16 protein-coding genes and 3 pseudogenes are annotated in these 26,579 nt (G+C 68.0%); 6 read left to right on the plus strand and 13 right to left on the minus strand.

From position 1 onward, the window contains the following. Nucleotides 1–253 precede the first annotated feature (253 nt). The 3 genes from PUR26_RS01340 to PUR26_RS01350 are packed head-to-tail and all read right to left on the minus strand — an operon-like array spanning nucleotide 254 to nucleotide 3,856. The gene (locus PUR26_RS01340) at nucleotides 254–1,468 is read right to left on the minus strand and encodes a hypothetical protein (RefSeq protein WP_329868359.1); all 1,215 of its coding nucleotides are present in this window, start codon (nucleotides 1,466–1,468) and stop codon (nucleotides 254–256) included. Between the two features lie 2 nt (nucleotides 1,469–1,470). Beyond that, nucleotides 1,471–2,253, minus strand: a complete 783-nt coding sequence (locus PUR26_RS01345; RefSeq protein ID WP_329868361.1) for an ATP-binding protein — start codon at nucleotides 2,251–2,253, stop codon at nucleotides 1,471–1,473. Between the two features lie 7 nt (nucleotides 2,254–2,260). Beyond that, nucleotides 2,261–3,856, minus strand: a complete 1,596-nt coding sequence (locus PUR26_RS01350; RefSeq protein WP_443076927.1) for a transposase — start codon at nucleotides 3,854–3,856, stop codon at nucleotides 2,261–2,263. Between the two features lie 802 nt (nucleotides 3,857–4,658). Between PUR26_RS01350 and PUR26_RS01355 the strand changes: the two are divergent. Continuing rightward, a pseudogene (locus tag PUR26_RS01355) lies at nucleotides 4,659–7,302 on the plus strand (Helicase associated domain protein). Between the two features lie 101 nt (nucleotides 7,303–7,403). Here PUR26_RS01355 and PUR26_RS01360 read toward each other — a convergent pair. From PUR26_RS01360 to PUR26_RS01380, 5 genes are all read right to left on the minus strand, one after another. Further along, nucleotides 7,404–9,323: a hypothetical protein gene (locus PUR26_RS01360; RefSeq protein WP_329868365.1), complete on the minus strand. Its 1,920-nt coding sequence runs from the start codon at nucleotides 9,321–9,323 to the stop codon at nucleotides 7,404–7,406. After that, nucleotides 9,320–9,889, minus strand: a complete 570-nt coding sequence (locus PUR26_RS01365) for a hypothetical protein (RefSeq protein WP_191889232.1) — start codon at nucleotides 9,887–9,889, stop codon at nucleotides 9,320–9,322. Before PUR26_RS01365 ends, PUR26_RS01360 begins: the two co-directional genes overlap by 4 nt. Beyond that, nucleotides 9,873–11,051 carry a dsDNA nuclease domain-containing protein gene (locus PUR26_RS01370; protein WP_329868368.1) on the minus strand — a complete coding sequence of 393 codons (1,179 nt, stop codon included), beginning with the start codon at nucleotides 11,049–11,051 and terminating at the stop codon, nucleotides 9,873–9,875. The genes PUR26_RS01365 and PUR26_RS01370 overlap by 17 nt, the downstream gene beginning before the upstream one ends. A gap of 307 nt (nucleotides 11,052–11,358) precedes the next feature. Further along, nucleotides 11,359–13,557: a dsDNA nuclease domain-containing protein gene (locus PUR26_RS01375; protein ID WP_329868370.1), complete on the minus strand. Its 2,199-nt coding sequence runs from the start codon at nucleotides 13,555–13,557 to the stop codon at nucleotides 11,359–11,361. Between the two features lie 399 nt (nucleotides 13,558–13,956). Further along, nucleotides 13,957–14,298 (minus strand): hypothetical protein, encoded by a 342-nt coding sequence (locus tag PUR26_RS01380; protein WP_329868372.1) that lies wholly within the window; start codon nucleotides 14,296–14,298, stop codon nucleotides 13,957–13,959. A 244-nt stretch (nucleotides 14,299–14,542) separates the two neighbouring features. Between PUR26_RS01380 and PUR26_RS01385 the strand changes: the two are divergent. After that, nucleotides 14,543–14,665 (plus strand): annotated as a pseudogene (locus tag PUR26_RS01385) (IS5/IS1182 family transposase); the annotation flags it as partial. Here the strand turns inward: PUR26_RS01385 and PUR26_RS01390 are convergent. After that, nucleotides 14,652–18,896, minus strand: coding sequence for an nSTAND1 domain-containing NTPase (locus PUR26_RS01390; RefSeq protein ID WP_329868373.1), 4,245 nt, complete (start codon nucleotides 18,894–18,896; stop codon nucleotides 14,652–14,654). The pseudogene PUR26_RS01385 and the gene PUR26_RS01390 sit on opposite strands and share 14 nt — an antisense overlap. Next, nucleotides 18,874–19,218: a CU044_2847 family protein gene (locus PUR26_RS01395; protein ID WP_329868385.1), complete on the minus strand. Its 345-nt coding sequence runs from the start codon at nucleotides 19,216–19,218 to the stop codon at nucleotides 18,874–18,876. The genes PUR26_RS01390 and PUR26_RS01395 overlap by 23 nt, the downstream gene beginning before the upstream one ends. Nucleotides 19,219–19,577: 359 nt before the next feature. Between PUR26_RS01395 and PUR26_RS01400 the strand changes: the two genes are divergently transcribed. Next, nucleotides 19,578–20,186, plus strand: a complete 609-nt coding sequence (locus tag PUR26_RS01400) for a hypothetical protein (RefSeq protein WP_329868375.1) — start codon at nucleotides 19,578–19,580, stop codon at nucleotides 20,184–20,186. Between the two features lie 208 nt (nucleotides 20,187–20,394). Next, nucleotides 20,395–20,850, plus strand: a complete 456-nt coding sequence (locus PUR26_RS01405) for a hypothetical protein (protein ID WP_329868377.1) — start codon at nucleotides 20,395–20,397, stop codon at nucleotides 20,848–20,850. A gap of 65 nt (nucleotides 20,851–20,915) precedes the next feature. Here the strand turns inward: PUR26_RS01405 and PUR26_RS01410 are convergent, their stop codons facing one another. Continuing rightward, nucleotides 20,916–21,062 (minus strand): hypothetical protein, encoded by a 147-nt coding sequence (locus PUR26_RS01410; RefSeq protein ID WP_329868379.1) that lies wholly within the window; start codon nucleotides 21,060–21,062, stop codon nucleotides 20,916–20,918. A 197-nt stretch (nucleotides 21,063–21,259) separates the two neighbouring features. Continuing rightward, a complete protein-coding gene (locus PUR26_RS01415) occupies nucleotides 21,260–21,406 on the minus strand; it encodes a hypothetical protein (RefSeq protein WP_329868380.1) in 147 nt (48 codons plus the stop codon). Between the two features lie 1,305 nt (nucleotides 21,407–22,711). Between PUR26_RS01415 and PUR26_RS01420 the strand changes: the two genes are divergently transcribed. Beyond that, on the plus strand, nucleotides 22,712–23,308 hold the full coding sequence (locus PUR26_RS01420; RefSeq protein WP_329868382.1) for a hypothetical protein: 597 nt from the start codon (nucleotides 22,712–22,714) through the stop codon (nucleotides 23,306–23,308). Nucleotides 23,309–25,153: 1,845 nt separating this feature from the next. Continuing rightward, nucleotides 25,154–25,861: a tectonin domain-containing protein gene (locus tag PUR26_RS01425; RefSeq protein ID WP_329868383.1), complete on the plus strand. Its 708-nt coding sequence runs from the start codon at nucleotides 25,154–25,156 to the stop codon at nucleotides 25,859–25,861. Nucleotides 25,862–26,178: 317 nt separating this feature from the next. Here PUR26_RS01425 and PUR26_RS01430 read toward each other — a convergent pair. Beyond that, a pseudogene (locus PUR26_RS01430) lies at nucleotides 26,179–26,579 on the minus strand (transposase); the annotation flags it as partial.

The following is a 26,579-nucleotide window of genomic DNA, read 5'->3' on the forward strand; positions in this document are numbered from 1 at the left end:
CGTGGGACGCGGGCGGTTGCGGAACACACAGAAGGATAAAGTGGTCTTACAGGACACTTCGACGATCCGGTGGCGGGATGATGAGTCAAGTCCTGACTTCAAGCTATGACACAACTGTGAAGACGCCACACCGTACGTCCACCGCTGAGCTGTCTGCAGTCGTTCGCCGATCAACGACAGGCTACCCACAGAACGAGGCGCGGCTCACGGTGCTGAAAACCAAGGTGGCCCATGCGCCCTCGAGAGCCGAAGGTCAGCGCGGCGGGCGCAGCGCACGCTGGCCGAAGTAGGGCGGCGGCCATCCCTTCTTGTACGCATCGATCGTGCGCCGGGTATGGGGCGGAGGGTGAGGGCAGCCCTGCATGAGGTCGGGCTCTCGGATCGCCCAGGACAGGGCGTAGTGGGCGGGGCTGAAGGGCCAGATCGTTTTCGGCGGCTTCGACGGCGCCCGTGAGCCCTTGCGTCGCTTGGGGCGGGGCGGCTGGGGCGGGCGTAGTTTGCAGCTTTCGGCGAAGTCCGTCAGGCCGGGCAGGCCGGTGCTGCCCAGGGGGTCGGTGAACAGTGCACCGCAGGTTCCGGAGGTTAGCCGCCATGTGAAGGCGGCGGCCAGCAGCAGGGGGCGTGCCCAGGTGGGGACGTGGTGGGTCATGCAGCCCTGGCGTAGTCCGTCGTCGTGGAGGATGAGGGTGGAGGCGTCCGGAGCGAGGTCGCGGACGTGGGCGGTGGCCAGTTGTGTGACGGAGGCCGCGGTGAAGACGGCGGTAGCCAGCTCAGCTGCTAGATAGGGGTGGGCGGTGGCGCGGTGCAGTCGGTGGGCAACCTCTGTCTCGGTGAGAGCCGGCAGGACGGGAGCGAAGAAGTCCCGGTCTTCGGCCATGGGCGCCGTGCACTGGCAGGGGCGGGTGGCGGAGTCGAAAGCGCTGAGCGTGGTCAGGGCGGGCAGGTTGAGCCACCGGTTGGCCAACGGCCTGCGCGTGGCGGGCTCCGGCGGCGTGGCGGTGGGCGGTTCTGCCGCGGGTAGGAGGGCGGCCGCCTCCGCGACATGGTGATCAACGCCGGCCAGGGCTCGCCCGACGGGCGCGGGAACGTGGCGTGTGTGGCAGACCAGAGCCAGCCGGCAACCGGTGCGGTGGCGTAATTGCAGCAGGGCCTTGAGGCGGTGAGGGGTGAGGAAGTGCGCGCGCAGGAGCATCAGGTGGCTGGTGCGGGTGGCCAGGATCCAGGCCGCCGCCAGCGTCCAGGCGGGAGCCGTGTCGAGCTGGCGGTAGCCGGGCACGGGGACGGGCTTGTCCAGGGCAGCGAGGACGTCGCAGGCCAGGGTGAGCGCGGAGTCAGTGCCGGGTGTGGGGTGAACGGTGAGCCGTCCGGCCTCGGGGGCGTGTACGGCCAGGGCGGCGCGGGTGTGGACCAGGTCGTCGCCGGGGTCGAGGATGACGGTGACCGGGGGTGGGTTGTCGCAGCTGAGCATGGTCAGACGGCCTGCCGTGTGGAGAGTTTGCTGTAGGCCCAGCGCAGCAGTTCCTCATCCACCCGTTTACGGCCGGTCTCCTTCAGGCCGGTCACCAAGTGGTGGGTGATCTTCGCCCAGGCCCGGAAGTTCCCGTGCGCGGCCTCCTGGTCGCAGACCGCGATCAGGTCAGGGTCCGCCTCTTCCCACACGGGGTGGAAGGCGGGAATGACGGTGCAGACCTCGTCCAGGGGCATGCGGCCGATCTCCTGCCAGGCATAGACCCGGGATTCGAGCATCGGCTCGCTCTGCAGCATCTCAAAGCAACCGTTGCCGCCGGTGAAGACGATGGTGAGGTCGGATGCGGTGTCGTCCCAGAGGTAGCGCAGGTACTCGAAGCACAGCTTGGACAGCCACTGCGCCTCGTCACACACCAGCACCCGCGGCTCCTCCAGAGCGCCGCGCAGCATGCGGTCGAACTCGATCGCATGCGCTGGCGGCCGGCCCGGCAGGCCGAGGGCGTGAAACAGCTCGTGGCGCAAATCCCGGGTCGAGGGGCGGGCCCGGAACTGGATCCGGCGCGCCAGTGACGGTGCAAGCTCCCGCAGCGAGGCGTTCACCGCGAAGGACTTGCCGTTGCCGGCCTGCCCGTAAATGCAGATCATCGCCTTCGCCTCGATCGCGGCCCGGATGTTCTCCCGCGCCGTGAGCAGCGCCCGCGTGGAGACGATCTGGGCGCCCGGCAGACGCATGAAGTGATCCTCACGCTCCCCGGGCAGACGCCCCTTGCGTTCAGCGGTAGCCATCCGAATGTCACTCCTCGTGCGAAGCGGGGGCGGTGCCGGTTGCGTCATCCGGCGCCAGGGGGCGCGGTGCGGTATCCGGGCGTGGCCGGGCGGCGGAGGCGGGGCGGGGGCGGGGGCGGGGGCGGGGGCGGGTCCAGCCTGCGGGAGGATCCCGGGGCGGGATCAGGTCCGGCAGCGCCCGAGCCGCCAGATCGGTCGCCTTCGCGCGGGCAACCTCCGCCCGGGCCTGCTGTCCGGTGACCGTCCGCCGCGGACGAGGAACATCCGGTGTAGTGGTAGCCGTGTAGCGAGTGCGGCGCAGCTTCTCCGCCGCCTTCAAGTCGGCCTTCAATGCGCGAGCCTTCTTCTCCCTGACCGAGCTGAGCTCTCTGCGCTGCTCGGGCGTCGCCTCCTCGGCCAGGTATGCGGTTCCCAGATGGTGGTCTGGATGCTCGGCTGAGAAGACCTCGATCTGGCCGTCGCAGTGCGGCAGATACCGCAGCCGGATGCGTGTGCCGACATGGCCGACCATCCACGGCGCGATGTAGAACCGGCGCCGCCATCTGACACCGCTCGTCGAAATCTTCCGCACCCTGCCATCGTCCTCCAGGGCGAAGAACGCCAGCTGCTCCTCGGGCACGTCCTCCACAGGAGTCACGTCTGCTTCCCACGCCTGACGCGGCGTCCTGTTGTTCTCGAGGCCTGCCGGGTGGTGCTCGGCGTTCCACCAAGCCACCCAGTCCAGCAGCGCCTTTACAAAGTCCGCGAAAGACAGCAAGTCGCCCACCTCGTCGCGGCGATGCACACCCACGGGGCGGGCGCGGCGGGTGTAACCCGGAAGCGAGACCAGGAACATCTCCTCCACCGCACCGTTCAGCGCCTCGATGGTGCCCTTGCGGTACGGCGTATACGCCGGAAGGTCCTCCACCGGCACCGCGAAACCGCCCAACGCACGCGCCACCGTCCGGCACAGAAACTCCTTGCCCCGGTCCACCCGCACCCTGCCGGGCAGACCACCGAACGGCCCGTAAGGATCGGCGCGGCTGATCCCCGCCCTGAGCGCCGCCAGCACCGCGTCACGGGCCGGCTCATGCGGAGTGACCGCCACCCCCACGATCACCTTCGTCGCCACATCGACGAACCACGTCACCCACGGGCACACCGCCTGCCCCTCGACGTCCACCCGCACCGGGACCCTCTTGTGATCACCCTCCCAGCAGGCATTTCGGTACACCGGCGGCCGCTTCCCGAACACGTCATGACGCCGACGGCCTGCCTCACCCGACCGCAACCCCGCCCGCTCACCCGCCGACAAATCCCGCACAACAGCACGATGCAGAACCGAAAGAGACGGGACCGGATCCGGTGAAGAGGCCTTCGCCGCACGGGCGACAAGCTCCCGGTGCACCGCAGAGACATTCCCACCCCACAGCGCAAGAAGCTCCCGGATCTCCCGCGTCACAGTGAACCGCGAACGCGGACGCGGCCCTGTCCTGCCCTCACAACGCGCCACCGACAGCCAGTTCCACACCGTACGCTCCGAGACGCTCAGCGCGGACGCCACCAACCGCACATGCGCCGTACGCAACTCACCCCGCCCATCCAGAGCCAGCAGCCGACCCACAGCGACCTCACGGCCCACTCCAGTCGGGACTACCGCGTCACAGGAGCCGGAACTCTCCTCCGCGTCCACCAGCCCACCCCTCTGACACGCCGTACCCGTCAGACGCAGACTGACCCCGCCACGACACACACGAGCAGACACACCGCACGACGTCACTCCAAGAAGTGACATCCACGCGATACAGAGACATCCCGAGGTCGTCTACCGCTATAGACCCGGCATCAGGATCACCCACACTTCAGCAGCACTCTTCAGCCCCAGATCGGCGCGATGCCTTCAGCAGGGACCCGCCTCACCCACCGCCACCAGGCATAACCCGACACTGAAAACAGAACACCCGACCACTGAAAAACAAAAGCCGAGCATCACCATGTTCTCCACCGCATCTGAGGAGGGTCGCATTGTCCGGATTCGACAGCTTCCTCGATGGAATAGTTGCCGAAATACACGCAGTCTGCATACACCGGTCGCGTGGCGTACCAGCAGAGCGCGATCAGCGAGGCGAGCGCTAGGGCGGAAACCGGGTGCCTCCATGTAGGGGGCCCTGCAACGGGGTGAATCATGCCGGTGAGCATACGGCCGGGTGAGAAGTACCCCTACCTTGGGGGCTGTCCTGTGGATGAGGCCGTGGTCTGCCGCAGCAAGGCTGCCATGAGGCCTCGGGCTCCAGCCCGCAGCGGGCAGGAGCCCCAGGGCGGTCCACGACGCGATCGGCGCACCTGGGGTTTCAGTCGGCCCCCAGGCAGGCCGTCCCCCGCCTGCCTGGGATTCAGCAACAATTTATGTAAAGGGAAGGCAGGGAATGTTCGGGGTCCAGCTCATGGAACACCAGGTCGACCAGAAGTCGGCGTTTCGTAAATGGGTGGAATTTTCTGCAAGATCATCTGTGCCCACAGAGGGGGCACGAGCCATGGGGGTGTCCGCGACCGGGTCCGGCAAGACGATCACCACCGCTGCGAGCGCGCTCGAGTGCTTCCCCGAGGGCCGGATCCTCGTCATGGTGCCCACCCTGGATCTGATCGTGCAGACAGCTCATTCCTGGCGCCGGGTCGGGCACCGCGCGCCGATGATCGCGGTCTGCTCGGTGGACAAGGACGAGGTCCTGGAGCAGCTCGGGGTGCGCACCACCACCAACCCGATCCAGCTCGCCCTGTGGGCCAGGAGCGGGCCGGTGGTCGTGTTCGCTACGTACGCCTCTCTCGTGGACCGTGAAGATCCCGCCGATGTCAGTGGTCGCCGGACTGTCCCTGGGCCGTTGGAGTCGGCTCTGGCGGGCGGGGAGCGGCTGTACGGGCAGCGGATGGCTCCGTTCGACCTCGCTGTTCTGGACGAGGGGCACATGACCGCGGGGGCCATGGGGCGGCCGTGGGCGGTGATCCACGACAACAGCCGGATCCCTGTCGACTTCCGGCTCTACCTGACCGCCACCCCGCGGATCCTCGCCGCGCCCCGGCCGCAGCGCGGGCGGGACGGGCGGGAGGTGGTGATCGCGTCGATGGAGGACGACTCCCGCACGTACGGCACCCGGATTTTTCGATCTCGGGCTGGCGGAGGCGATGGAACGCTCGATCCTCGCCGGTTTCGAGATCGACGTGCTCGAGATCCGCGACCCCGATCCGATCCTCGGGCTGTCCGAGGACGCGCTGCGGGGCCGGCGCACGGCCCTGCTCCAGGCCGCACTGCTCGAGCACGCGGCGCAGCGGAATCTGCACACCACCATGGTGTTCCACCAGCGGGTGGAAGAAGCCGCGGCGTTCGCCGAGCAGATGCCGGCAACCGCCGCCGAGCTGTATGCCGCCGAGGCCTCCGCGGCGGCCCTGGCCAGGGCGGAGGAACTGCCTACGTCATCGATCGACGCCGAGCTGTACGAGCTGGAAGAGGGCCGTCATGTGCCTGCGGAGCGGGTATGGGCCGACTGGTTGTGCGGGGACCATCCCATCGCGCACCGGCGTGAGGTGATCCAGCGGTTCGCCAACGGCGTCGACGCTCAGAACCGGCGGGTGCACCGGGCGTTCCTGTCCTCGGTACGGGCCCTGGGGGTCGGGGTCGACATCACCGGACTACGCGGCGTCGAGGCCGTGTGCATCGTCGGCTCACGCAGCTCACAGGTCGACATCGTCCAGAACATCGGACGGGCGCTGCGACCGAATCCGGACGGCAGCGTGAAGACGGCGCGGATCATCATCCCGGTCTTCCTGCAGTCCGGGGAGGACCCGAAGGACATGGTCGCCTCGGCCAGCTACCAGCCCCTCGTCGACATCCTCCAAGCCCTGCGCTCGCACTCGGAACGCATGGTCGACCAGCTCGCCTCCCACGCCCTCACCCGCAGCACCGAACGCCGACGCCTCCACGTCCACCCTGACCGCGGCGCAGCAGGAGCAGACCGCGGTGAGGACAGCGAGGCGCAGCAGGAGATCGACCGCGTCACTGCGGTCGTGGTCAACTTCGCCTCCCCCCGCGACGCCGCCGACATCGCCGCCCTCACCCGCTGCCGCGTCATCCGCCCCCAGTCCCTCGTCTGGCTCGAGGGCTACCAAGCCCTGCTCCGGTGGCGCACCGAGAACGGCATCACCGGCCTGCACGCCGTTGCCTACGACGTCGAGACCGCAGTCGGGACGACGAAAGCGTTCCCGCTTGGCCGATGGGTCCACCAACAGCGGAAAGCGCTGCGGGCCGGAGAACTCGACCCCCACCGCAAAACCCTCCTCGACGAAGCCGGAATGGTCTGGGAACCCGGCGACGAAGCATGGGAAACCAAACTCGCCGCACTCCGCACCTACCACCGGGCCACCGGACACCTCGCACCCCGACAAGACACCCTATGGGGCGAAGGCGCGGCAGACGCCGAGCAGCTGGCCATCGGACAGCTCCTCGCCAACCTCCGCCGCAAAGACGGCCTCGGCAAAGACCCGCAGCGCACGGAGACCCGGGCCGCGCAGCTCGCGGAGATCGACCCGGACTGGAACTGCTCCTGGCCACTGGACTGGCAACGCCACCACCGCGTTCTGGCAGACCTGGTCGACGCCGACGGCAGCCTGCCCGACATCGCACCCGGGGTGCTGTTCGAGGGCGACGACATCGGACGATGGCTCCAGCGGCAAACCCAGCCGGGCACCTGGAAACAGCTCTCCCAGGAGCAACAGGAACGGCTTGCCAGGCTGGGCATCAAACCCCAGCAGCCGCCCTCCCCCGCCCCGGCGGCCCGTCCCGGGGCGAGACAGCAGGCGTTCCAGCGCGGACTCGCGGCCCTCACACAGTGGGTAGAGAGGGAAGGAGCGGGCCGGCCGGTCCCGCGGGGCCACACCGAACAGTTCACGGTCGCCGGCGAGACGGAGCCGGTGGTGGTGAAGCTCGGCGTATGGGTATCGAACACCAAATCGAGGCGGAACAAACTCACCCAGGAACAGCTCGACGCCCTACGGGAACTGGGCATCGCTTGGGCATGACTCTGGCACCCACCCATCGGTGCGCTAACCAGACAGCGCCGAGCCCGCAGTCCCCAAGGGAACGCCTGCCGGGACTGCGGGTTGCAGATTCGACTGGTGTCTCAGCTGCTGTCGCCACTCTGATCAGTTTCTGTGGCCGGGGCCTCTTGCCCGGCGGTCGCTTCTGGGACGAGGCGATCGGTGTCCGACAGTTTTAGCGCGCGGTGAACTCCCGAGATGGGCGGGGGATCGTTGTCCGCCACGATGATCTGCAGGTCATCGATATGCTGGAGGGCAGCGCTGAGCAGGGTGGTGTACATCTTGCGTAGCCGCTCGAGATCGATGCCTTCGTGGCCGACGTTGTTGCTGAGGCCGTCGATGATCAGGATGTTCGGGAGCGGAATGCTGTTGTCACGCAGGGCAACAAGTTGGTGTGCGAGGACGTGCGCCACGTTGACGAGGACTTCCACTCCCTGAGAGCCAAGGTCTGAGAAGGACCGGCCGTCGACGATGGGCAGGTACGTCTTGCGACTGATGTACGTGCCTGCCGGTTCTTCGAATCGTGGGGTGTCGAAGGCGCGGAGGATCGTCTCGAAGGCTTCGTCGAGTTTCCGCAGTCGTTCTTGGACGGCAGGGTTGCTGTGCCTGGAAGCGTCGATGCTCGCGTTGAGAGATTCTTGTTCCTGCTCAAGCTCGGCGATGCGGCGTGCCTGCTTCTGGGAACGCTCGTACAACGACAGGGCTTGTTCCAGGCTGATCAGGCGTTCTTCAAGCCGGGCTTGTTCGGCGGCGGTGGCGCGGATGCGGTCGGTCTGATCGCTGACGAAGGCTGACGTGGCTCGGTCTAGCTGTGCTCCGAGGTCGTTGCGGAGACGGGCGTGGCCTGCGCGTGCGGCCTGGAGTTCTTCGATTCTTTTCGTGCTGCGTTCGATGAGTTGCTTGGTTTCCGAAACCTGCTCGATCACCCGGTCCTGCTCGCTGGCGAGGGATGACGGTGCCGCGGTCTGCGGAGGGGTCTGCAGGCACAGTCGGCAGGTGTGGTCGTCACCGCGCTCTGGGATGCCGGATCCGCATCGGGGACAGGTGTGGAACTCGAAGTCGTTGAGAAGCCGTTCCGCGACGAGTGCGCGGGTGAGGCGACGGCTTTGGGCGATGAGCTGGTCGTGTAGCTCGCGCAGGTTGGCTACCGCCGCAGATTCCGCGGCGGTAGCCATGTCGATGCGCGCGAGTTCGCTTTCAGCATCAGCAATCCGAGAGCGCAAGGTCACCGTGGAAGGGTCGGTGAGCTCACTCGTTAGTTGCTGATCCGCTGTGCGTGCCGCCCGAAGCTTGGTCTCAGTGGCTGTGCGCTGCACCTCCAGCTGGGCTTGTGAGCCGAAGGCTGTCTCAGCCAAGAGTCGTTCCAGGGTGACGGAGTCCGCAGTGAGGGCCTCGAGCTCCGTGGACACTTCGCGAAGCCGTTCCCGAAGTCCGGTGGATTCAGGGTCATGGATGCCGTACAGAATCTCGAAGACGTAGCGGCGTTTGATGTTCTTCGCGTGGTTGTCAGCGGTGCCGAAGACAGAAGCGTCGATCTCCTTCTGTCTCAGGACGCAGTACATGAGGTAGTCGCTTGCCGTCACGGGGACAAGCGGGCTCGTTTGGTCGGTTGGGGCTCGCGGCACCTTGATGCGAGGCAGGCCGAGGCGGTCGAGGAGCCAGTCGCGGAAGGTGTGGTCGTAGCCGGCCTGGAGTTCGCTGGCCGGCAACCGCCAGGCTTCCTCTTGGCCTCCGATCTCGGCGATATCGACCTTGGCGGTCGTCGTGGTGACAAGGGGGCGGACGATGCGGAAGCGGCGGTCGCCGATGAGTACGGTGCCGGCCATGGTGCGCCCTCGGAGCTCGGGGACGACGCTTACATCGGCGCCGAGCAAGGCCCGAAGGCAGCTGATCGTCGCCGTCTTACCGCCGCTCATGGCGCCAGTAATCGCGTTCATCCCACGCTCGAACCGGATGCGGCGGCTGGTTCCGACCAGGTGCAGTTCTTCGATCCGGATTCTCACAGCTGTGTCCCCCAGTCCGCCTCGACGATGTCGGGGAACGCTCGATAGATCATGTCTTTGAGAGTGGTGCCGGTGAGGTTGAAGTGCCGGCGCAGGAGCCGGGCCCGATCGCGTACGGGGCGCCAGCTTTCGGATTCGGCAAGGGCCTGCGCGACCCTTCTTCCGGCTGGCGTGGTGCGGTAGGTCGCGACCGCGTTCTCGTGCTTGGGCTCGATGAGGCCCTTGCCTGTCAGAGCACCAAGGAGGGCGTAGTAGGCGGGGTCCCAGGGGCCATAGCGATAGCGGATCATGCTCTGCTCGATGGCTCCTGTCAGCCACGGATCGTCGCCTGGGTCGGCGTCGGGTCGGCGCTCGGCCATCAGATGGTTGAAGTGCTCGGGGTAGCGCAGGAGAAAGTCAAGTTTGGCGAGCTTCATCCGGCCTTCGATGCCTTTGGATGCTGCTGTCTCGGAGAAGGCGTCGATGAGGATAAGAAGCCTGGCTTGGGCGTCGGCGGAAGGAGGGAGCCCGTCTGGATACTCCGGGGGCGCTGTGGGGGGCGGGGCGATATCAGGCAGGAGACTCATGGCCAGTCCCCCAGTCGAAGCGGCATTCGTCGGAGATGGCACACGCCCGGCCCATGAGCAGCACGCTGTCCCGGGCATAGAGGGGCCAGCGGTCGTGGGTAGCGGCGCTGGTTTCGAGAGTGGTCTGGAGGCCGTCGAAGATGGCGTTCGCTGGGCGAGGATCTGCCGCGTGCCTGCGGATGGTGCGGCGCGCGACCAGCAGCAGCCGCTCGTCCAGGTCCGCCTCGATGGCCGGGTCAGCCGGCCACGTGCCCAGGGACTGCTGCTTCATACGGTGAATGTCGGCATGCGCGCGGACCATCTGAGCTTCCTGGATTACATCGTCCGTCGCCGCGCCCCGGCGTAGCTTGCGGACCAACGCTGTTTCGACTCCGCTGAGACGCTGCGATACATCAGTCAGCAGTACGTGGTCAGGGCGCATCAGACGCTGCCGGAGGTCTGCGACGGTGCCGGGGCCGATGCGCTTCCTCAACAGTTTCGCAGGCAGGTCCTGCACCGCTAGCTGCTCGGCCCACCGCGGGCCCAAACGGCCCTGCATTGCCTCCCGGGTACGGCGTACGAGTTCGGTGTAGAGGCCGGTGATCTCCGCACCGGTCAAGGACGGGCCGAGCTCGTGGAGGAAGGCGGTGTTGCGCAGCTCGATGTCCTCGCGTCTGGGCAGTTCCCGGATGCGGACCAGGCCCAGGAAGGCTGAGACCTCCTTGACGTCAGCCTTCAGGTGGGCTGTCACCCGCTTGAGGCACCGCTCGTTATCCGCCCCTCCCCCATGTGCGAGAGCGGTAACGAGTGCGTCGGCGGGATCGAGGTAGCCCTCCAGCCCAGCTGTGAGCCCGTATGAGAGCGTCTGGTCCTTCACCGCCCGGTACGTGCGCCACAAGCTCTTCAACGGTCCCTTGGCGAGAACGTCCGTAAGCGCCCAGGGCGTGGTCGTGTCCCGTGTCTTGATCTGCTGAAAATCCCAGAAGAGGCCGCCCTTGGTCTGCTCCTCGCTGCCGCGGGCAACGATGACGTCCTCGATGTGCTCGCAGGTCACATGGCGTACCGGCTCGTCAGCGAGCATTTCCAGGATGGCCTGCGCAGCCACATGAACCTGATACTCGTACCGCCGCAGCGTGACCGAACCAGAATCGTCCGGAGCAACGGTCTCAATCGGATCAGCCATATACCCCCCCCAGGCCACTCTCCCCAAGCACGCAGCGTAAGCGGTACAACACTGGTCAGTCGATCACTTCGACGGAACTCGTGGAGCCACTGTTCCCTCACTGAGGACGGGTCCCTCTTCGGCGGACGCCTACGGCTCGGGCCTCCAGCTCATCACCACCGACAACGACACCGCCCCCTGGCCGGACGAAGCCTTCAGCACCATCGAAGTCGACTACGCCTGCCTATGGTTCCCAGCGTCACTCGACCCGGCCCAGCCACACCGGGGCGCGCTGAAGACGAGGTACCGGGCATAGTCGCGCCGCCCCCTACGTTGACCCGGCGGTGCCGGTCGCGCCCGGCGGAGGTGGTGAGACTGCCGAGCGGATCCGTTGATCGACTCGCATTTCGTTGGCCAGTGAGGAGAAGTGGCGTGCGCAGTCGGGGTGGTCGCGCAGCGCTCCTGCGACTGAGCCGGCGGCATCCCCTGTCAGGGTGCGCAGCCAGGGCCTGATCTCATCCTGCGGCCTCCACTGGTCCCACAAGGCGTCCCAGATGAAGGCGCCGTTGCAGCAAACTTCCAGGAGATCCAACTGCGCAGCATTAGCGGCGTGGCGTGCGACGGTGAACAGCCACAGGATGACGGCGTCGACTTCACCACGCTCTATTGAGCGGTGTGTGCCCAGAAGGTCGGGCATCGCCCGGACAATCTCAAGGGCTCGGGGAGGGTCAGCCAGCAACGCCGGCATGAGCGCCACAGGATCAACATTGAGAAGTACGTCGCAGTACAGAGCAGCGTCGTCGGGGTGGGTAGCCACCAGGGCCACCAACTCCTCTGAGGCATTGGCTGCTCCATCGTTCAAAGCATCACGGAGCGTTTCGGCATGTACTACGGGCGGCGTGGGGGGTGTGTCGATCTCCTGGGCGATGAGGTCAAGGAACGCTTGCACCGTTGCCGGCCGTCTCCCGGGGTCCGTACGCGTTGCTCCTCGGACGACCGCGCGCCAGGGCCCAGAGTCCGGTATGAGTGGAATATTCTGCTGCGGGTTCCTGCGTGTGATCGCCCAGCCGATCAGCTGCCCCAAACTGTAGACGTCAGTCGGCGGACCGGCACTGTGGGCATCGAAGCTCAACTCCGGAGCGGCAAAGCCCTCAGATCCCATGCTCGCCCCAAGCCGAGTGCGCTGCGCATGCGTGGTCTGGCCAGGCGGACGACGCACAATGCCCCAGTCGGCAAGAACCCATCGCCCATCAAGCCGAAGTACGTTAGACGGCTTGATGTCCCGATGTATCCACCCGTGGGGGGCGCCCGGTGACTGCATCCCATGCGCAGCGATCAGCACCGAGCACAGGCTCTCAATCAGGTCCCGTAGTACGGCCGGATCCTTGAGGTCATCGAGGCATTCCGTTGCGACAGCCTGCGCCTTGGGCATGACGAACCACGTGCCGTCGGCGCTGGCGTCCCAGACCGGCATCGCATTCGGATGCTCGCTCAGAAGACGGCCCACCTCGATCTCACGGGTCATCCGGGCTTTCTTGCCGAGGTGCGGGTACTGGCCGCGTAGCTTCTTGAGGACGACGGGCATGCCGGTCGGCTTGTGCGTCGCGTAGAAGACGTCAGCCATGCCGTCCTCTTGACGGTGGAAGGGGAACTTCTCGCAGTCATAGTCCTTGCGCAGACCGCGTGCCTCGTACGGGGCTGCTGCGCCACTCCGCACTTCACTGATCTGTGCTGTGTCGACTCCTCCGCGCTGTGAGAAGCCGGTCAACAGCATGCGATCAGGTAGTTGCAGGCGCTGTCGGATGTCGGCAACCGCGCTGGGCCCGATGCGCTTCCCCAGCAGCCCCGCAGGCAGGTCCTGCACGCCTGATTGCTCAGTCCACCGAGGATCCAGGCGGCCTTGCATCGCCTTCCTGACACGGTGCACTAGCTCGGCGTAGAGACCGTTAATTTCAGTACCGGTCAAAGGCGAGCCCAGTTCGTGAAGGAACGCGACGTTACGTTCCTCGATGTCTTCGCTCCTGGGAAGTTCCTGGATACGGATCAGGCCTAGGAAGGCAGAGACCTCCTTGGCGTCAGGTTTCAGGTGGGCAGTCACCCGCTCCATACAGTGCTCGTTGTCGGCCCCTTCTCCGTACGCAAGAGCAGTAACGAGCGCGTCGGCAGGATCAAGGAATCCCTCAACGGCAGCCGTTAGCCTGTAGGAGAGCCCCTGGTCTTTCAACGTTCCATACGTACGCCACAGGCTTTGCAACGGCCTCTTTGCAAGCACGTCTCTGAATGCCCAGGGAGTGGCCGTTTCCCGCATCTTGATCTGTTGAAACTCCCACAACAGACCGCCCTCGGCCTGCTCCTCACTGCGGGCGATGATGACGTCCTCAATGTGCTCGCATGTCACATGCCGTACTGCCTCATCAGCGAGCATCTCCAGGATGGCCTGTGCAGCCACATGAGTCTGGTACTCGTAGCCTCGCAGTGTCACCGAACCCGAATCGTTCAGGGCAGCAGTCGCAATCGGATCAACCATGTACCCCCCAGCCCACTCTCCTCAAGCACGCAGCGTAAGCGGTACTCGACTGGCGAGTCGATCACTTCGGCGGAACTCGTGAAGCCAGCATGTCCTTCCCTCACTGAGGTCTCCCTCTTCGGCAGCGGATCGCGGCGTGTTCACCCGTTCGGGGTGGGAGCAGCCGGATCACGTACCCGGCCGCCCGGCATGCATTTGGCTGTCAGACGTGAGGCGACAAGGCGGCGAGGCAAGCGGAGAGTTCGCGGAGGGAGCCGGCGATCACCTGATGGCGCGCTTCGTCGATCCTGCGTGCAGTGAGCGGCTGATGTGCTGGCGAGACGTCGCACGGGAGGTCGCGTTGGAGGACTGCGGTCCGGTGCGGCCCTTTCCCGTGCGTTCCGTGCCGCGCACTACGGGTCAGCGTTGAGGCCACCAACGGTGGCGCGGGCGGGTGGGAAAGCTGACCGGTGCACTACGGCGGTGGGGGGCGATGACGTGGACCGGCGAGTAGTCGCCGACAGTGATGTTGATCGTCTGCACCGCTTGGTGCACCTGGCCCACCGTGGGCTCCTGCTCTCCCGGTTCCAGAGTGGCACGCAGTTCGGCAACGAACTCCAGCAGCCGGTTGCGTACCTGTTCGAGGATGTCGTAGAGAGCCGAGGCGTGAACCGACCATGGGACGATGAAGCCCGTTGAGGGCTTCTTCGACGTCAGGCACCAGTCCCCGACGACCGGCACGCAGGCCTGGCCCTGCCGCATACCGGCGGCCCCTGACGAGGGTCCACCGTCTTCCTGGACGACCTCGAGTTCGCCTGGGGGCCGCGCATCCGTCTCAGCCGGTGAGCAGCCGGGAACGGCAGCGGGGCCGGGCAGGGTGATCCTGTCCGGCCCCGCTGTCGTCGGATCAGTGCCTGTGACGAGAGGGGAAGGAGTACGGGGCGGCCTGTTGTCCAGGGAGATAGCCCATCACCCCACCGGTGATCGGCACGCACCGTGTATCGGCCGGGAGCTGGACGAGGGCTGCATCCACCGCCTGCAGTGGCGCGGCCTGGCCACACGCACCGACGAACTCGCCATCGCCTACCAGGCCGCACTCCACCTCGCCAGCATCCTCATCTGGACCCGACGCTGGCCAAAGGGACAGAACCTAGGGCCCGGCACAGGCGGGCGACGAGCTTGTCCTCGTCCAGCGGGAAGACCCAGGAGCCCCAGCGGCCGGCGGTGTGGAGGGTGCCGTGGTCGAAACGCCAAGCGCCTTCAGTCCACAGCTCTCCGAAATCGGCCAGTGCCTCGGCGCCGTTGTCCGACCAGACCTCGACCTTCCCGAAGTTCGCGACACCTTCCTCCTTCTTCACGAAAACCATGTGCCCGTCACTGGCATAGGCGACGATCCCTGACATGAGCGGGGTGGGCATCCGGTGCTCGACTTGCCGGGTGGCGGGGTCCAGTACGGCAGTCCGGTCACGGAGCACCACGGCGAGGCGTTTCCCGTCGTCCCGGAAGCGCAGGCCCCGCGGCTCGAATCCGTCCGCCGGCAGCCCGACGGCTACGGTGTGCCGCCGTACGCCGCCATCGTCCGGGTCCCACGACGTCAGCGTCCCGTCCCTGCGCAGCATCCACGCCGTTCCGTCCGCCTTGGGGGACACCGCGATGGCGAGACAGTAGGCGACGCTGCGCGGGTTGCGCTCGCCGCAGTCGGGCGCGTGCACGGGTGCCGTGCGGCCGTCCTCGCGGAGCTGCCGAATGCCGTGCTTGTCCAGGAGCAGGAAGTCCTGGCCGCCGAGTGCGCGCACGTCCCGGACCACGGGATCGCGATCCGGGTCGGCAGGAGCCTCCAGGTGGTGCTTCACCGGCTTCAGCCCGGTGGCTCGCACCTCGTAGAGCACCCACCCCAGTTTCCCCCAGACGACCAGTCGCCGGCCGTCCGCGCTGTGGACAACCCGGCTCTCGTGCTCGGTGGTCGCCACGCCGACGGGAGTGATCCGCTGTTCCCGCAGGCGTTCGCCAGCGAAGACGGAGACCGTGAAACGCAGCTGCGGCAGGGCCGAGGCCGTGCTACTCCCCAGCACGGCCCAAGACCGGCCGGACGGCGCGAAATCTGCGTGGATCGCCGAGTGAACGGCCGGCAGGCGCGGCGCGGGACGCATGGTGAGCGACAGCAGGTCCCGCCCACACAGAACGTGTAGCAGCGGACCGTGCCCTGGGCTTCGCGTCACGAGGTTCGCGCCGCTCTCGGGGCAGTCGGTGTCGTCCCAGGCGGAAGGGTCGGAGGGGTCCAGGGTGACATGGTCCGCTCCGCTGACGGTGTCGTGCCACAGGACGGCGAACCCCGCGTCGTCCCCTACGAAGCGTCCCGTCCGGTCCCGGCGGTCCTCCGCGTGGTATGCCCCCGCCATCCCAGTCCTCCTGCCGGTGGCGGGATCCCGGTAGGCGCCGTCGAACTCCACGGAGCTCCGCACTGCCAGCGCCCGGCCGCCAGCACCGACCAGCACCGAGTCGAGTCCTGTTTCGTCCCACTCCCGCCTCTGCGGACCCGCTTCCAGGGCACGGACGCGCACGGTGCCGCGGTATGGGCGGCCGAGCGGCTCGTCGGACTCCGACATGAGGATCAGCTGGCCGTCCGTCCGGTACCCGGCAGGCAGCGCGATGTCGTTCAGGCACCGGTCGGGGAGCAGCAGGCCGGACGGGAGTCTCGCATCGCGCCCCGTCTCCGTATCCCGCACGTGGAGCCGTACGTGCTTCCCCTTTACGCCGTGCATGCAGTATCCCTGCGCTTTCGCATGCGTCGCGTGCAGCAGCAGTCGGCCGTCCGCCGAGAAGTCGAGTGCCAGGTTCTCCCTACCTCGGTCACCGGTCCGGGCGGGCCACTGGTCCACTGCGCTGCGGGTGGCCGCGCTCCAGACCATGCCCTGCCCTTCCGGTCCCGCAACCGCCACCCGGGTCCCGTCGTCGCTGACCGCGGCCGTGTCGACGCCCTCGGGCAAGCCGTTGATCGGCTCCTTCACCGGCTTCCCCTCCGCCAGCCCGGTTACGACGGAGCCCCGCACAGCGCCGTCGTCGTCCTCCTCCAGCAGGGCCACCTGGCCGCCGTCCGCTGAAGCAGCCAGTGCCACCACTCGCCCCGCCAGGAATCCCTCATGGACACTGCGCACCATCGACATCGCGGGATAGGCGCTCAGCAGGGCCCGGTACGTCTTGTCCGTGCGCGCCGTACGGTGCGCACGGACGGCCAGGGCGGCGCTCTCGACCGGATCCGTGGCGGAACGGTCCAGCGACCGGTCCGCCAGTTCGTTCGCAGCCTCCTCCCGCTCGCGTCGCTCGGCCTTGCCGATCTCCCACCGGACGAAGAAGACCAGCGTGCCCGCCAGCACCGCCAGCACCGCGATCAGCGCCACCCCGGCTCGCCCGCGGCGCGCCGCGCGCCGCCCGTGCCTTCGGCTGCGGTCGATGAACTCGCTCTCCGTCGTGTCCAGCTCTGCCGTGTGCGCGCTCATCTGTGCTCTGGCCGTGGCAAGTTCTCGTCCTCGCAGCAACAGATCGGGGTGCCGGTCGCCGTCCTCCCACTCGCGCATGCGCAGTCGCAGTCGTTCCTGCCAGGCCCGGAAGGCTCTCGACTCGGCCAGCCAGGCCCGCAGCGTCGGCCACTGCCGTACGAGGGACTCATGGGCCAGCGCGACCGTCTCCCGGCCTCCGCTGTCCCGGCCGATCACCAGCAGCCGGGTGGCGGCCAGGGCATGCGCCGCCACCCGGAGGTCGGGCGGCAGGGCCGCGTAGGCGCGGGCCACCCGGGCGTACCCCTGATCACCGTCGGGCAGCGTGAGTTGTTCGAACAGCCGGCGCGCCACCCCCTGTCCCGGCCCGTCGGGCGCCTTGCACACCTGCGCCAGTTGCTGGTCCGCATACGCGGCCAGCGCCCCTTCCACGCCCCCGAGTTCGCGGTACGCGACATGTGTGAGCCGGCCGTGCTCACGGTTCTCCCACAGCCGGGCCAGGGCGAACTCCACCAAGGGCAGGGCGCCCGGCCCGGTTCCGGCGTCCGTGACGATGCGGTCGGCGAGACCAGCCTCGAAGTCGATGCCTGGGACGGCCTCCAGCGGTCGGCGGACGATCTCGCCGAGCTGGGACGGGGTCATCGGCGCGACCATCTGGACGGTGACGCTGAGGCGTTCTGCGTCGCCGTCCGCTGCCAGGTCTTCCAGGGAGGCTGAGCGCAGGGTGGTCAGGATACGGACGTGGCGGCCTTCTGGGTGTCGTGCGGTGGCCATGGTGAGAAGCGTGCCCAGGAGATCGCGGGCATGGACCGGCTCCGCGCCGACCGTCTCTTCGAACTGGTCGAGGACGACGACGTGGCCGGCGGGCCCGCAGTGGTCCAGGACGCGTGCGCCGATCAGGACCGCGGTATGCGGGGTGAGCCGTGCTCCGGTCTCCTCGGGCAGCCGGGCCTGCGGGAACTGATGCCGCAGGGCAGCGAGCAGGACTCCCACCGGCTCGGCCCCCGGCTGTCCGACGAAGTCGGTCACCGAGTATCCCGCCGCCCTCAGCAGCGGCAGCACCCCCGCGCGGACCAGCGAGGACTTCCCCACCCCCGAAGCCCCCGCCACCGGGACGAACGGCTGGCGGCGCACCGCCCGCGCGATCCGTTCGCTGTCTTCCCGCCGCGCGAAGAACAGCTCCGCGTCCTGCTCCCGGAAGGGCTCCAGGCCCCGGAAAGGGGAGGGGCTCAGGCTCGGGTCGAGGCCGAGCAGGAGCGCCGCCGAGATCAGGTAGGCCGTCGTCGCGCCCGTGCCGGTCTCGGCCGCCACCGTCATTCCGACCACCCCGCCCTGGTCGGTGTCCCAGACCGGGCCGCCACTGAACCCATGTCCGACGGGCTGCCCGCCGGGTGCTGGGCGGGCCTCCATCGACGTCCAGCCCTTGCCGACGGGAGCGCGGAGCCGGCCGTCCACCCACACGCCGTGGTCATCCCTGGGCGAGGGGAAGCCCAGCACACGGAAGGCGTGGTCCCAGACGGCCGTCCCGCCCGCGAAGCGGACCGGAGCGGTCCCCTCGACGGCCTCCTCCAGGTTCAGCAGCGCGATGTCGCCACCGCCGTCGGAGGTTACCGGCCGCCACCGGCAGACCGTTGCTCGTAAGCGCGCCGAGGCCGGGGTCAGCAGGGGGAAGTCGACCATCACCGGCAGGGACGGACCGACCGGGTCCCTCTCGTCGGTTCCCAATGCGCTGGCCACGACATGGGCGCAGGTGCACAGCGTCCGCTCCGCGACCAGGAAGCCGCAGCCGACGACCTGCCCGTCCGCGCCCCAGATCCTTGCGATCGCCCGCGGAAGTTCGTCGTCAGGTGCGGTGTTCAGCATCATGCTGCCCCGGGACGGTGGACTCTTCGGGATGGGTCCACTGCATGCTCACCGTGAAGTGGGCCTCGGTCGACCCCCGCGCCACTACCACGCCCGCCTCGGCGCTGAGTGTGATACCGAACTCGACGGTCACCGATCCGGGCGGTCTCGGCAGGGTGCGGGTACCGTCGAGGACGGCGCCCAGCGCGGGGCGTACCCGGGCGAGGGCCTGCTGGAGGGTCTCGGCCGCCCCTGCGACGGCGCCGCCGCGGGAAACGCGCTGCACGCCGGCCTGGCCGTTGCCGGCCACCTCCAGCAGCACGATCTGACCGTCATCCAGCAGCATCTCGCCCACGTACGCCACCGTGCGTCCCCTCCGTGCCCGTCTCGCCCCGTATGAGGCATACGGAATAGTGCAGACGCTGAGGCTCCGCGTTCACAAGCCGGTTCGCTGAATGCCGCCCGGCCGAGGGGAATTCCAACCGGGCAGGAGCCGTTGGGCACCCCGTTGTGCTATCGATGTGGCCTTCAGCATGCTTTCCCGTGGCAGGTCAACGGCGAGTTGACGGCCCGCGAAGAGCGGTGGTGGGGACAGGCATCGCGGACATAGGTTAGGGGACCTCGTCTCACGACGTCCCTATCGTCATTGTCTGGGGGCGGATGTGCCCGGCGGCGCGGCGCGGCTTTTCAGGGTGGACCGTCTGGTTGATCGATGTGATGGCGGTTGAGCTGCGTCATGAACTCGCGGTTGGCCGCGCGGGCGGCAGCGAGGTCGTCGTCACGGCCCTGGAGTTTGAGTTCAAGGTCGATGTCCTGCTGTTCGGGGGTGATGATGCGGGCCTGGAGCTCTTCGGTGTCATCGGGTCCGCCGATGACAGACTCGCGCCGAACCTGCTCGGCGGCGTCGGCAAACGGGCCGGAGCGCTCAGCGAGCATCGCGAGGACCTGGCCGCGGGCGACGGCAACAACCGGATGGTGAGCATGTGGCTGGCGCGCGCCGGCGGCGACATCGAGGAGGCGATCTCGGCCTGCACCGCCTCCGTCCTCGGTTCCATCGAGCGGTCCGGCTGGCGCAGCCGCGCGGAGCAGACGGCCGCGCGGCGGCGGGTGGGCAAGCTGACGGCGCGGACCCGTAAGAACCTGGCGACGCCCACGCCGACCGAGGCGACCCGACGCGATGGCCATACGCTGGCCTTCCCCGCCACCGTCGTGGTCGGTGCGCAGGCGGACGAGGGCCAGGCTGCTGTCCTCGCAGACGGGATGAGCCGGATGCTGGCTCGCGACCGTCTGCCGGTGAGGCATTCGACTGACTAACAGGTACATGAGGAGCGGCAAGGCCCGGACCAGATGGTCCGGGCCTTCGTCATGCCCTCGGGAAATCTCTTCCCGGCCGTTGCTGTCCTGGGGCTCCTTGGCGGCGCAAGGGGGTGAAAAAGCCCCTCCGCTCCAGGCCGAGACACAAGCACCTGAGACCTGTCACTGTCCCGCTCGCTCAACCGAACTCACCTTAGGAGACAAGCCCATGACCACCCACCAGGTATCCGGGGCAGCAGACGAGCCGACCGGCGCTACGCTGGAAACGCCACCCTGGGCCCGGGCTCACGCCTCACAGGGACGCTCTCAGGCAGAGAGCCGCAGCAGGATCGCCGACCGCGCGGCGCACACCCCCGCGGACGACACCACGCAGGTGTCCGCCGTTTCTGCTCCTCCGCCTTCTAGGAGAATCCCGATGGCTCGGGACCAGCACTCCCCCGCGTCCGCACATCCTGATCCACCCAGCACGCCTGAACCCGCCCCCGCCGTGAAGCCGGCGCTCTTGTCGCAGCGCACCGCGCTGATCCTCTTCATAGCCGTCGGCATCGGTATTGGCGTCGGCGTGCTCACCTTTTTCGCCGAGAAGTCCTACCCCAAGGCAGTGCTTGCCGGTCTCATCGCTGCCGCGGGCTGCACGGTAGGGCTGCACAGCCTGATCGACTGACCTGCGGGGTCGGGCAGGAGGGCCCTGCCCGACCCGGTGGCACGGACGTCAGGCGGCGCGCTGAACTAGGCCGGGCCGCCGCGCCACTCCACCCACCGCTGGTCGTCCCAGATGACCTCCGGGTCGGCGACTCTGGCGCCCTCGAGGACCACGACCAGGTCGTGGCCGCCGTAGGCAGTGCCAAGGATCTCGTCCTGGCCGTGACTGTGCACCGGTGACTCTCCGGCCGCCCGAGCTGGAGGGCCGGTGCACGACGATCGGCGCTCTGCTCACGCCTCCTGGTGTGTCCCGGGCCGGGCTGACACCCCCGCCGGAGTTGGTCGCGCGGCCGTCAGGCCAAGTCAAGGCCCTGCGGGTCGGCGCGGGGGCGGGTCACGGACCGCGCAGGTCCCGACCCGCCCCGCGCTGGTCATGCCTCGCGGTTACCGAGGGCCAGGAGCAGCTCGAGGAGCTCCCGCAGATGCGGCAGCAGCGCGGTCACCTGCAGCGCCGCCTGCTGGGCGCGGGCCTCGGGCAGGGGCTGGTCGATGTGGGCTGCCCTCGCGTGTGCCCGCATCTGGTCGACGATGCCCGGCAGCAGCCACCGAAGGGCGGAAGGGCTTGTGGTTGACCGCCGAACGGGTGGGTGTAACTGTCAGTGAATGTCAGGGCCACGTCCGCCGCATGTCGATGTCCGATACAGCCATCAGTTACGGAAATGTCCGCATCCGGTAACGGGCTCCGGTCGGCATTTCGTGCGATCTCTCGGTTTCATGTCAGTGCGCCACCTGCACAGGCGATTACCAACAACACCCGCCACGGCAGCAGCCTCGACGGCTGGACCCCGAAGGAGCTTCACCCCTTCCTCCCTGACCGGCTGGTGGCCGGCGCGACGTCGGCGCCGGCCACCAGTCCTCAGGCCCCTGTCCCAGGCTTGCCTGCGGGTGACCCAATCTCGGACCAGACGCGGTCTTCCGCGGCCCGGGCGTCGCGCCGGGCTTGTTCCTCGCTTTCTCAGGGTCTTCTCCATGGGCGGGTGTGACGCCCTTGCGTCGCAGGCGCAGCGCTGTGTCGAGACCGCCGAGGCCCAACAGCCTGATCCATTCCACGGCCTCGTCCGGCTCGGTGATGCGGGAGGCTGCCCAGCCCTGTGCGTGCGCGACGGCCGTCGCGCGTGGGATGCCCAGCCCCGTTGTCGCGAAGCGAGTCACGGCTTCCATCACGGTGGGCTTACCGGTTCTGCCTCGGCGGCCCAGCCGATCGCGGCGCTGGTAGGGGAGAGGTCGCCGAGGTCGAGGCCTTCGCGGCGAACGATGTCGGAAGCGGTGCCGGCCTTCGGGACAGCATGTCTGCCGGGGTGAGAGCGCCGGACCCGGTGGTAGGGCGGGCGCCGGTGAGCCAGAGGCAGACGTGGGCGTGAGAGAGGTCGGGCATGGCTGTGCCTTTCGGGGTGGTCTGCGGCTGGGCGCGGGCATGGAAAAGGCCCCGCTCAGTGGTGAGCAGGGCCGGGTGCGGCCAGGTACTCGTCGACGTCCTCGCGCACGGAAAGCAGCCTTCCAGAACACGGGCCAGGGCAAAGCGCTTCGCCGGAAAGCCGAGGTGCCCGGACGGGTAAATCCCTCCTCTATGTACGCGGGCGCGCAGGGAAGAGTTGTAGCAGCCGCAGTCGGCGGCGTAGTCCGCCGTCAGGCGCAGGCGCGGCACTGCGGGCACGACCATCCGACTCCTCACAGATACACGAGCGAGCCCCGGTTCGATGTGACTAAGCGTCGCAGTTGACCACACCCCTTGACCCGCTCAGATTGGGCGGCTTCTGGTCCGTCCGGGTGAGCACGGGGCCGCGACGGCGGACTCCAGGCACGCGGCCCTCTAGCGTGCGGCCATGCAACACACCCCGATGCCTGAGCCGATGCGCCGCGCGGTCAGCCAGATGGTGTACGAGGCGGTCGAGCGCTGCCAGGAGGTCCTGAGCTACGCGGCCTCGGACGTCGCACGCGACTGGAAGCGGATGACCCTGTACCGGGCTACGGACGCGGCGGACACCATGAACATGGTGTCCATGTTGATCGCCGCGTACTGCGAGCAGGTCGGCGTGGACCCGGAGACCCTGGACGGCTACCTCCAGCTCAGCCAGCAGGAGAACCGGGCCGATGGGCCGCAGGAGGACGACCGGGCGCACCTGGCGGGCCTGCTCGGTCAGAAGGCGCCCGCCGGCGCCAGCGAGCCCGGGTCCGTGCGGATGCTGTACGGACGCGGGCAGCGCCAGGCCGAGGCCGCGCAGCAGCCGGAGGAGCCTTCCTCGCCCTTTCCTCCGCCTCGGCCGCCTCCCGCGCGGCGTCCTCCTCCGCCTGCCGCCGCGCGGCACGCTCGGCCTCGAGCCGGGCGAAGTGCTCGTCCAGGCACGGCCCGCACAGCTTGTCGGTACGGTTTGCCCCGACCCTTCCCCGACTCAGCAGGTACTCCAAGCGCTCGTCGGTGAACTTCGCCCCGCACCGGGCACACACCGGGCGGCGCGCCTCCTTCGCCACAGCTTCACGCTCCTCCCGCCGGCGGTCGGCTTCCTTCAACTGCACGGCGTGCAGCCGGTCGCCGTCGGGGTTGTCCAGCGCCTCGGACAAGGTTTGCCACTCCTGCCGCCCGAGCCGTCGCCACACCTTGCCCGCGGCCCCGGCCGGGTCGGAGGATGCGCTCCAGCTCGGTGACGACCACGGGCACCGCCTGGTGATAGTCGACCGCCGTGATCCCCGCCCCGCTGCCCGGGTAAGGGGTGCCGGCGAAGTACGGGCGGCCGGCCCGCTCCAGGCGTCGGATCCGGCTTTCGCGCTGCGCGGCCGTCTTGCCGGTGAAAACGAACGCGACCGGGACGTGGCCCTCGCGGCCGGTCGCCGGGTAGAGGTGCGACCACAGCCGGGGGGGCGTGCACCGCCGTTCCCCGGGCCGCCTTCGCCTTCGCCGCATCCGTCTTCGGCGCCGGGAGTTCGAACCAGTCGTGGTAGCGGCGCAGCTTGTCCACGAGGTTGTCGACGGGTTCGGTGACGCGGTCGACCCAGGAGCATCGCGGGCACCCCGGCGTCCGGGGCGCGCATCGTCAGGTCGGCGTACTGGGTGTAGCCGTACAGCAGGCGGTGGGCGATCTCGGTCTGCCAGGAAGTGCCGAACCCGGCGCCGGTCAGGACGGCGGCGGTCAGGGTGACGGCGGCGGCGTGCTCGTCGTAGCCCTGCCCCGGGACGGGCCTGCCTTTGGTGTCGTACTTCTGCTTGCACAGCGCGGAGATCCGTACGTTCCTCGGCAGCAGCCCCTTGGCTTCCTTGTGGCCCGTCTCGGTGAGCACCCCCAGCTGGTGTCCCGACTTCAGACGCCTCTCCACCCGACCATGCCCGTCTCCTTCAACGCGTTCAGGGTGTCCCTGGTGCACCGGTCGTGCTGGTCTGCGGGTCGCAGCATCCGCCACAGGTGTTCAGCAGTAGCCCTCTGGAAGATTCCCAGAGCCCTCAGCACTTCCTGCCTTCGCACTCCGGTCGGCTTCCATGCCTCTGTAGACCTAGGAGGGTTGTCGAACGCCTCGCGGGGCCCTGATTTCCGGGGCTGACCTGCGGAGACGCGCCGGGCGGGCGAAGTGGCCGTGGAGGGGGCGATGGAGGGGCCCGTGGAGGGGGCCTGCGGGACCTGGCCCACGTCGTCGGAAGGCCGGCGGTCGCGGGCCGCGCGATCCTCGTGAGCGGGGTCAGGCATGGGTTCGGTGGGCACGGTGCCTCGGTATCTCCGGCCGTATGCGGCCGGGTCGGCGGTCGTCCGGCCCGCGCGCGGATCTGAGCACGGGCCGGAGCCACCGTGAAGAAGCACCCCTTGACCAACGTCTGTCCTGACTCGCTATTCAGCGCCCTGTATAGGCAAATCAACCCTTTGCAGTCCCATTTTGTCCGTGACCGACGTCACGGCCGTACCGTGTCCCGGAGCGCGGATCTTGTCCACAGGGCGGGGCGCGCATCGTAAGTGCCTGTTCCTGAACCTCGTATCGGCAGGCCAAGAGCCATCAGTCCGTGATGAGAGCTATGTGCGGGACCGGTTACCGTGACCGTTCCCTGAACGGTTGCGGTGCAGAGGCAGAGATCGGCGCGTATGTCGATCCCTCCTGGGCGGGACAGCACTTCCAGCCGAAACGCCTCCCACCGAGCCGCTCAAGCCCACCACGCCATAAGGTTGTAAGGGTTGAAACACTGATTTACTGGCTTGTTTGATATTAGAAGAGGAGTTCAGTCTGTTTTTCGACTCACCTGGCCCTGGAGGATGATGCCGACATCGGTGCGAGGAAAGGGTCTTGGCATGGCGGACTGGGTGAAGGTCTCGGGCGGACTGAGTGCCATCTCGGCGGGGTCCAGGACGGCGGTGTGGGGCGTGAACGCCGGCGCTGCCATCTACACGTACAGCAACTATGACGGCGCTCCGTGGGTCAATGTCCCCGGAGCGCTGAGCGACATCGGGGCGGGCGCGGACGGCACGGTGTGGGGTGTCAACGGCGGCAACCAGATCTTCCGGTACGTGGGGGACCAGGGTGCCCCGGACCCGTGGGTGAACATCACGGGCAGCCTGGTCCGTATCGACGCCGGGTCCCGGACGAACGTGTGGGGCATCGACTCCGCGAGCTCCATCTACCGGTACACGAACCTCGATGCCAGGCCGTGGGTCAAGATCCCCGGAGCGCTGAGCGACATCGGGGCGGGCGCGGACGGCACGGTGTGGGGTGTCAACGCAGGCAACCAGATCTTCCGCTACACCGGGGATCAGGGGTCCGCCAACCCCTGGGAGAGCATCACCGGCAGCCTGACACGCATCGCGGTGGGCTCCCGGACGAACGTGTGGGGCATCGACACCGCCGGCAGCATCTACCGGTACACCAACAACGACGCCAGTCCGTGGACCAAGATCCCCGGAAGCACCGCGGCCGACATCGCCGCCGGCGCCGACGGGAACGCCTGGCACGTCAACAAGGCCGGCGAGATCTACCGCTACACCGGCGACCAGCCGAGCTGACCCCAGCCCCACCAGCAGTGTGGGCTCCCGACCTGTCCAGGTCGGGAGCCCACACTGCTACCCACAGCACGACATCCCTCTTTTCAATCCTGAGCCGCGCGTTTGCCAAGCTCAGGATTCGAACGGGAACGGGCTTGGGTTGCTCCGGCGACGGCATCAGCGGTTCCGCTGACGGCCTTCCGGTGGCGATGGGAGGATTCGGCCCAGGCCCGAGGATCCGGGCGACTTCTGGGTGGCGGTGGTGACCGTGACCGCCGTCTTGGTCAGTCCCGTTGCGCTTCGCGAGAGTTCGCCTGACCGCTTCTGCGGGAACTTCGGCGGGTGATGCGCCTGGTCATGATGGTGATCGCGGCCCAGGTGATGAGCGATTCCGAGTGCTGGATGAGCCGTTCGTAGTACCGCGCATGCCGACGGGCGTGCATGATCCAGGCGTGTGAGCGTTCGACGACCCAACGTCGGGGCAGAACGACGAACCCGGAGGCATCCTTCGGGCGGCTGACGGTCTTAATCGTCAGGTTCAGGTATGTCTTCGCCCAGGTCACGAGCTGTCGGCCCAGACGACGGTGATCTCGGGGTGCATCAGCCGAAGCCGGAACAGCACTTCCTTGGCCGCGTTGCGGTCGGTCATGTCGGCCGGGGTGACCATGACGAACAGCGGCAAACCCTTGGTGTCCACGACCAGGTGCCGCTTGCGGCCGTTGATTTTCTTGCCGGCGTC

This window comes from Streptomyces sp. SP18CS02, from assembly GCF_036322365.1.
Taxonomy (GTDB): Bacteria; Actinomycetota; Actinomycetes; order Streptomycetales; family Streptomycetaceae; genus Streptomyces.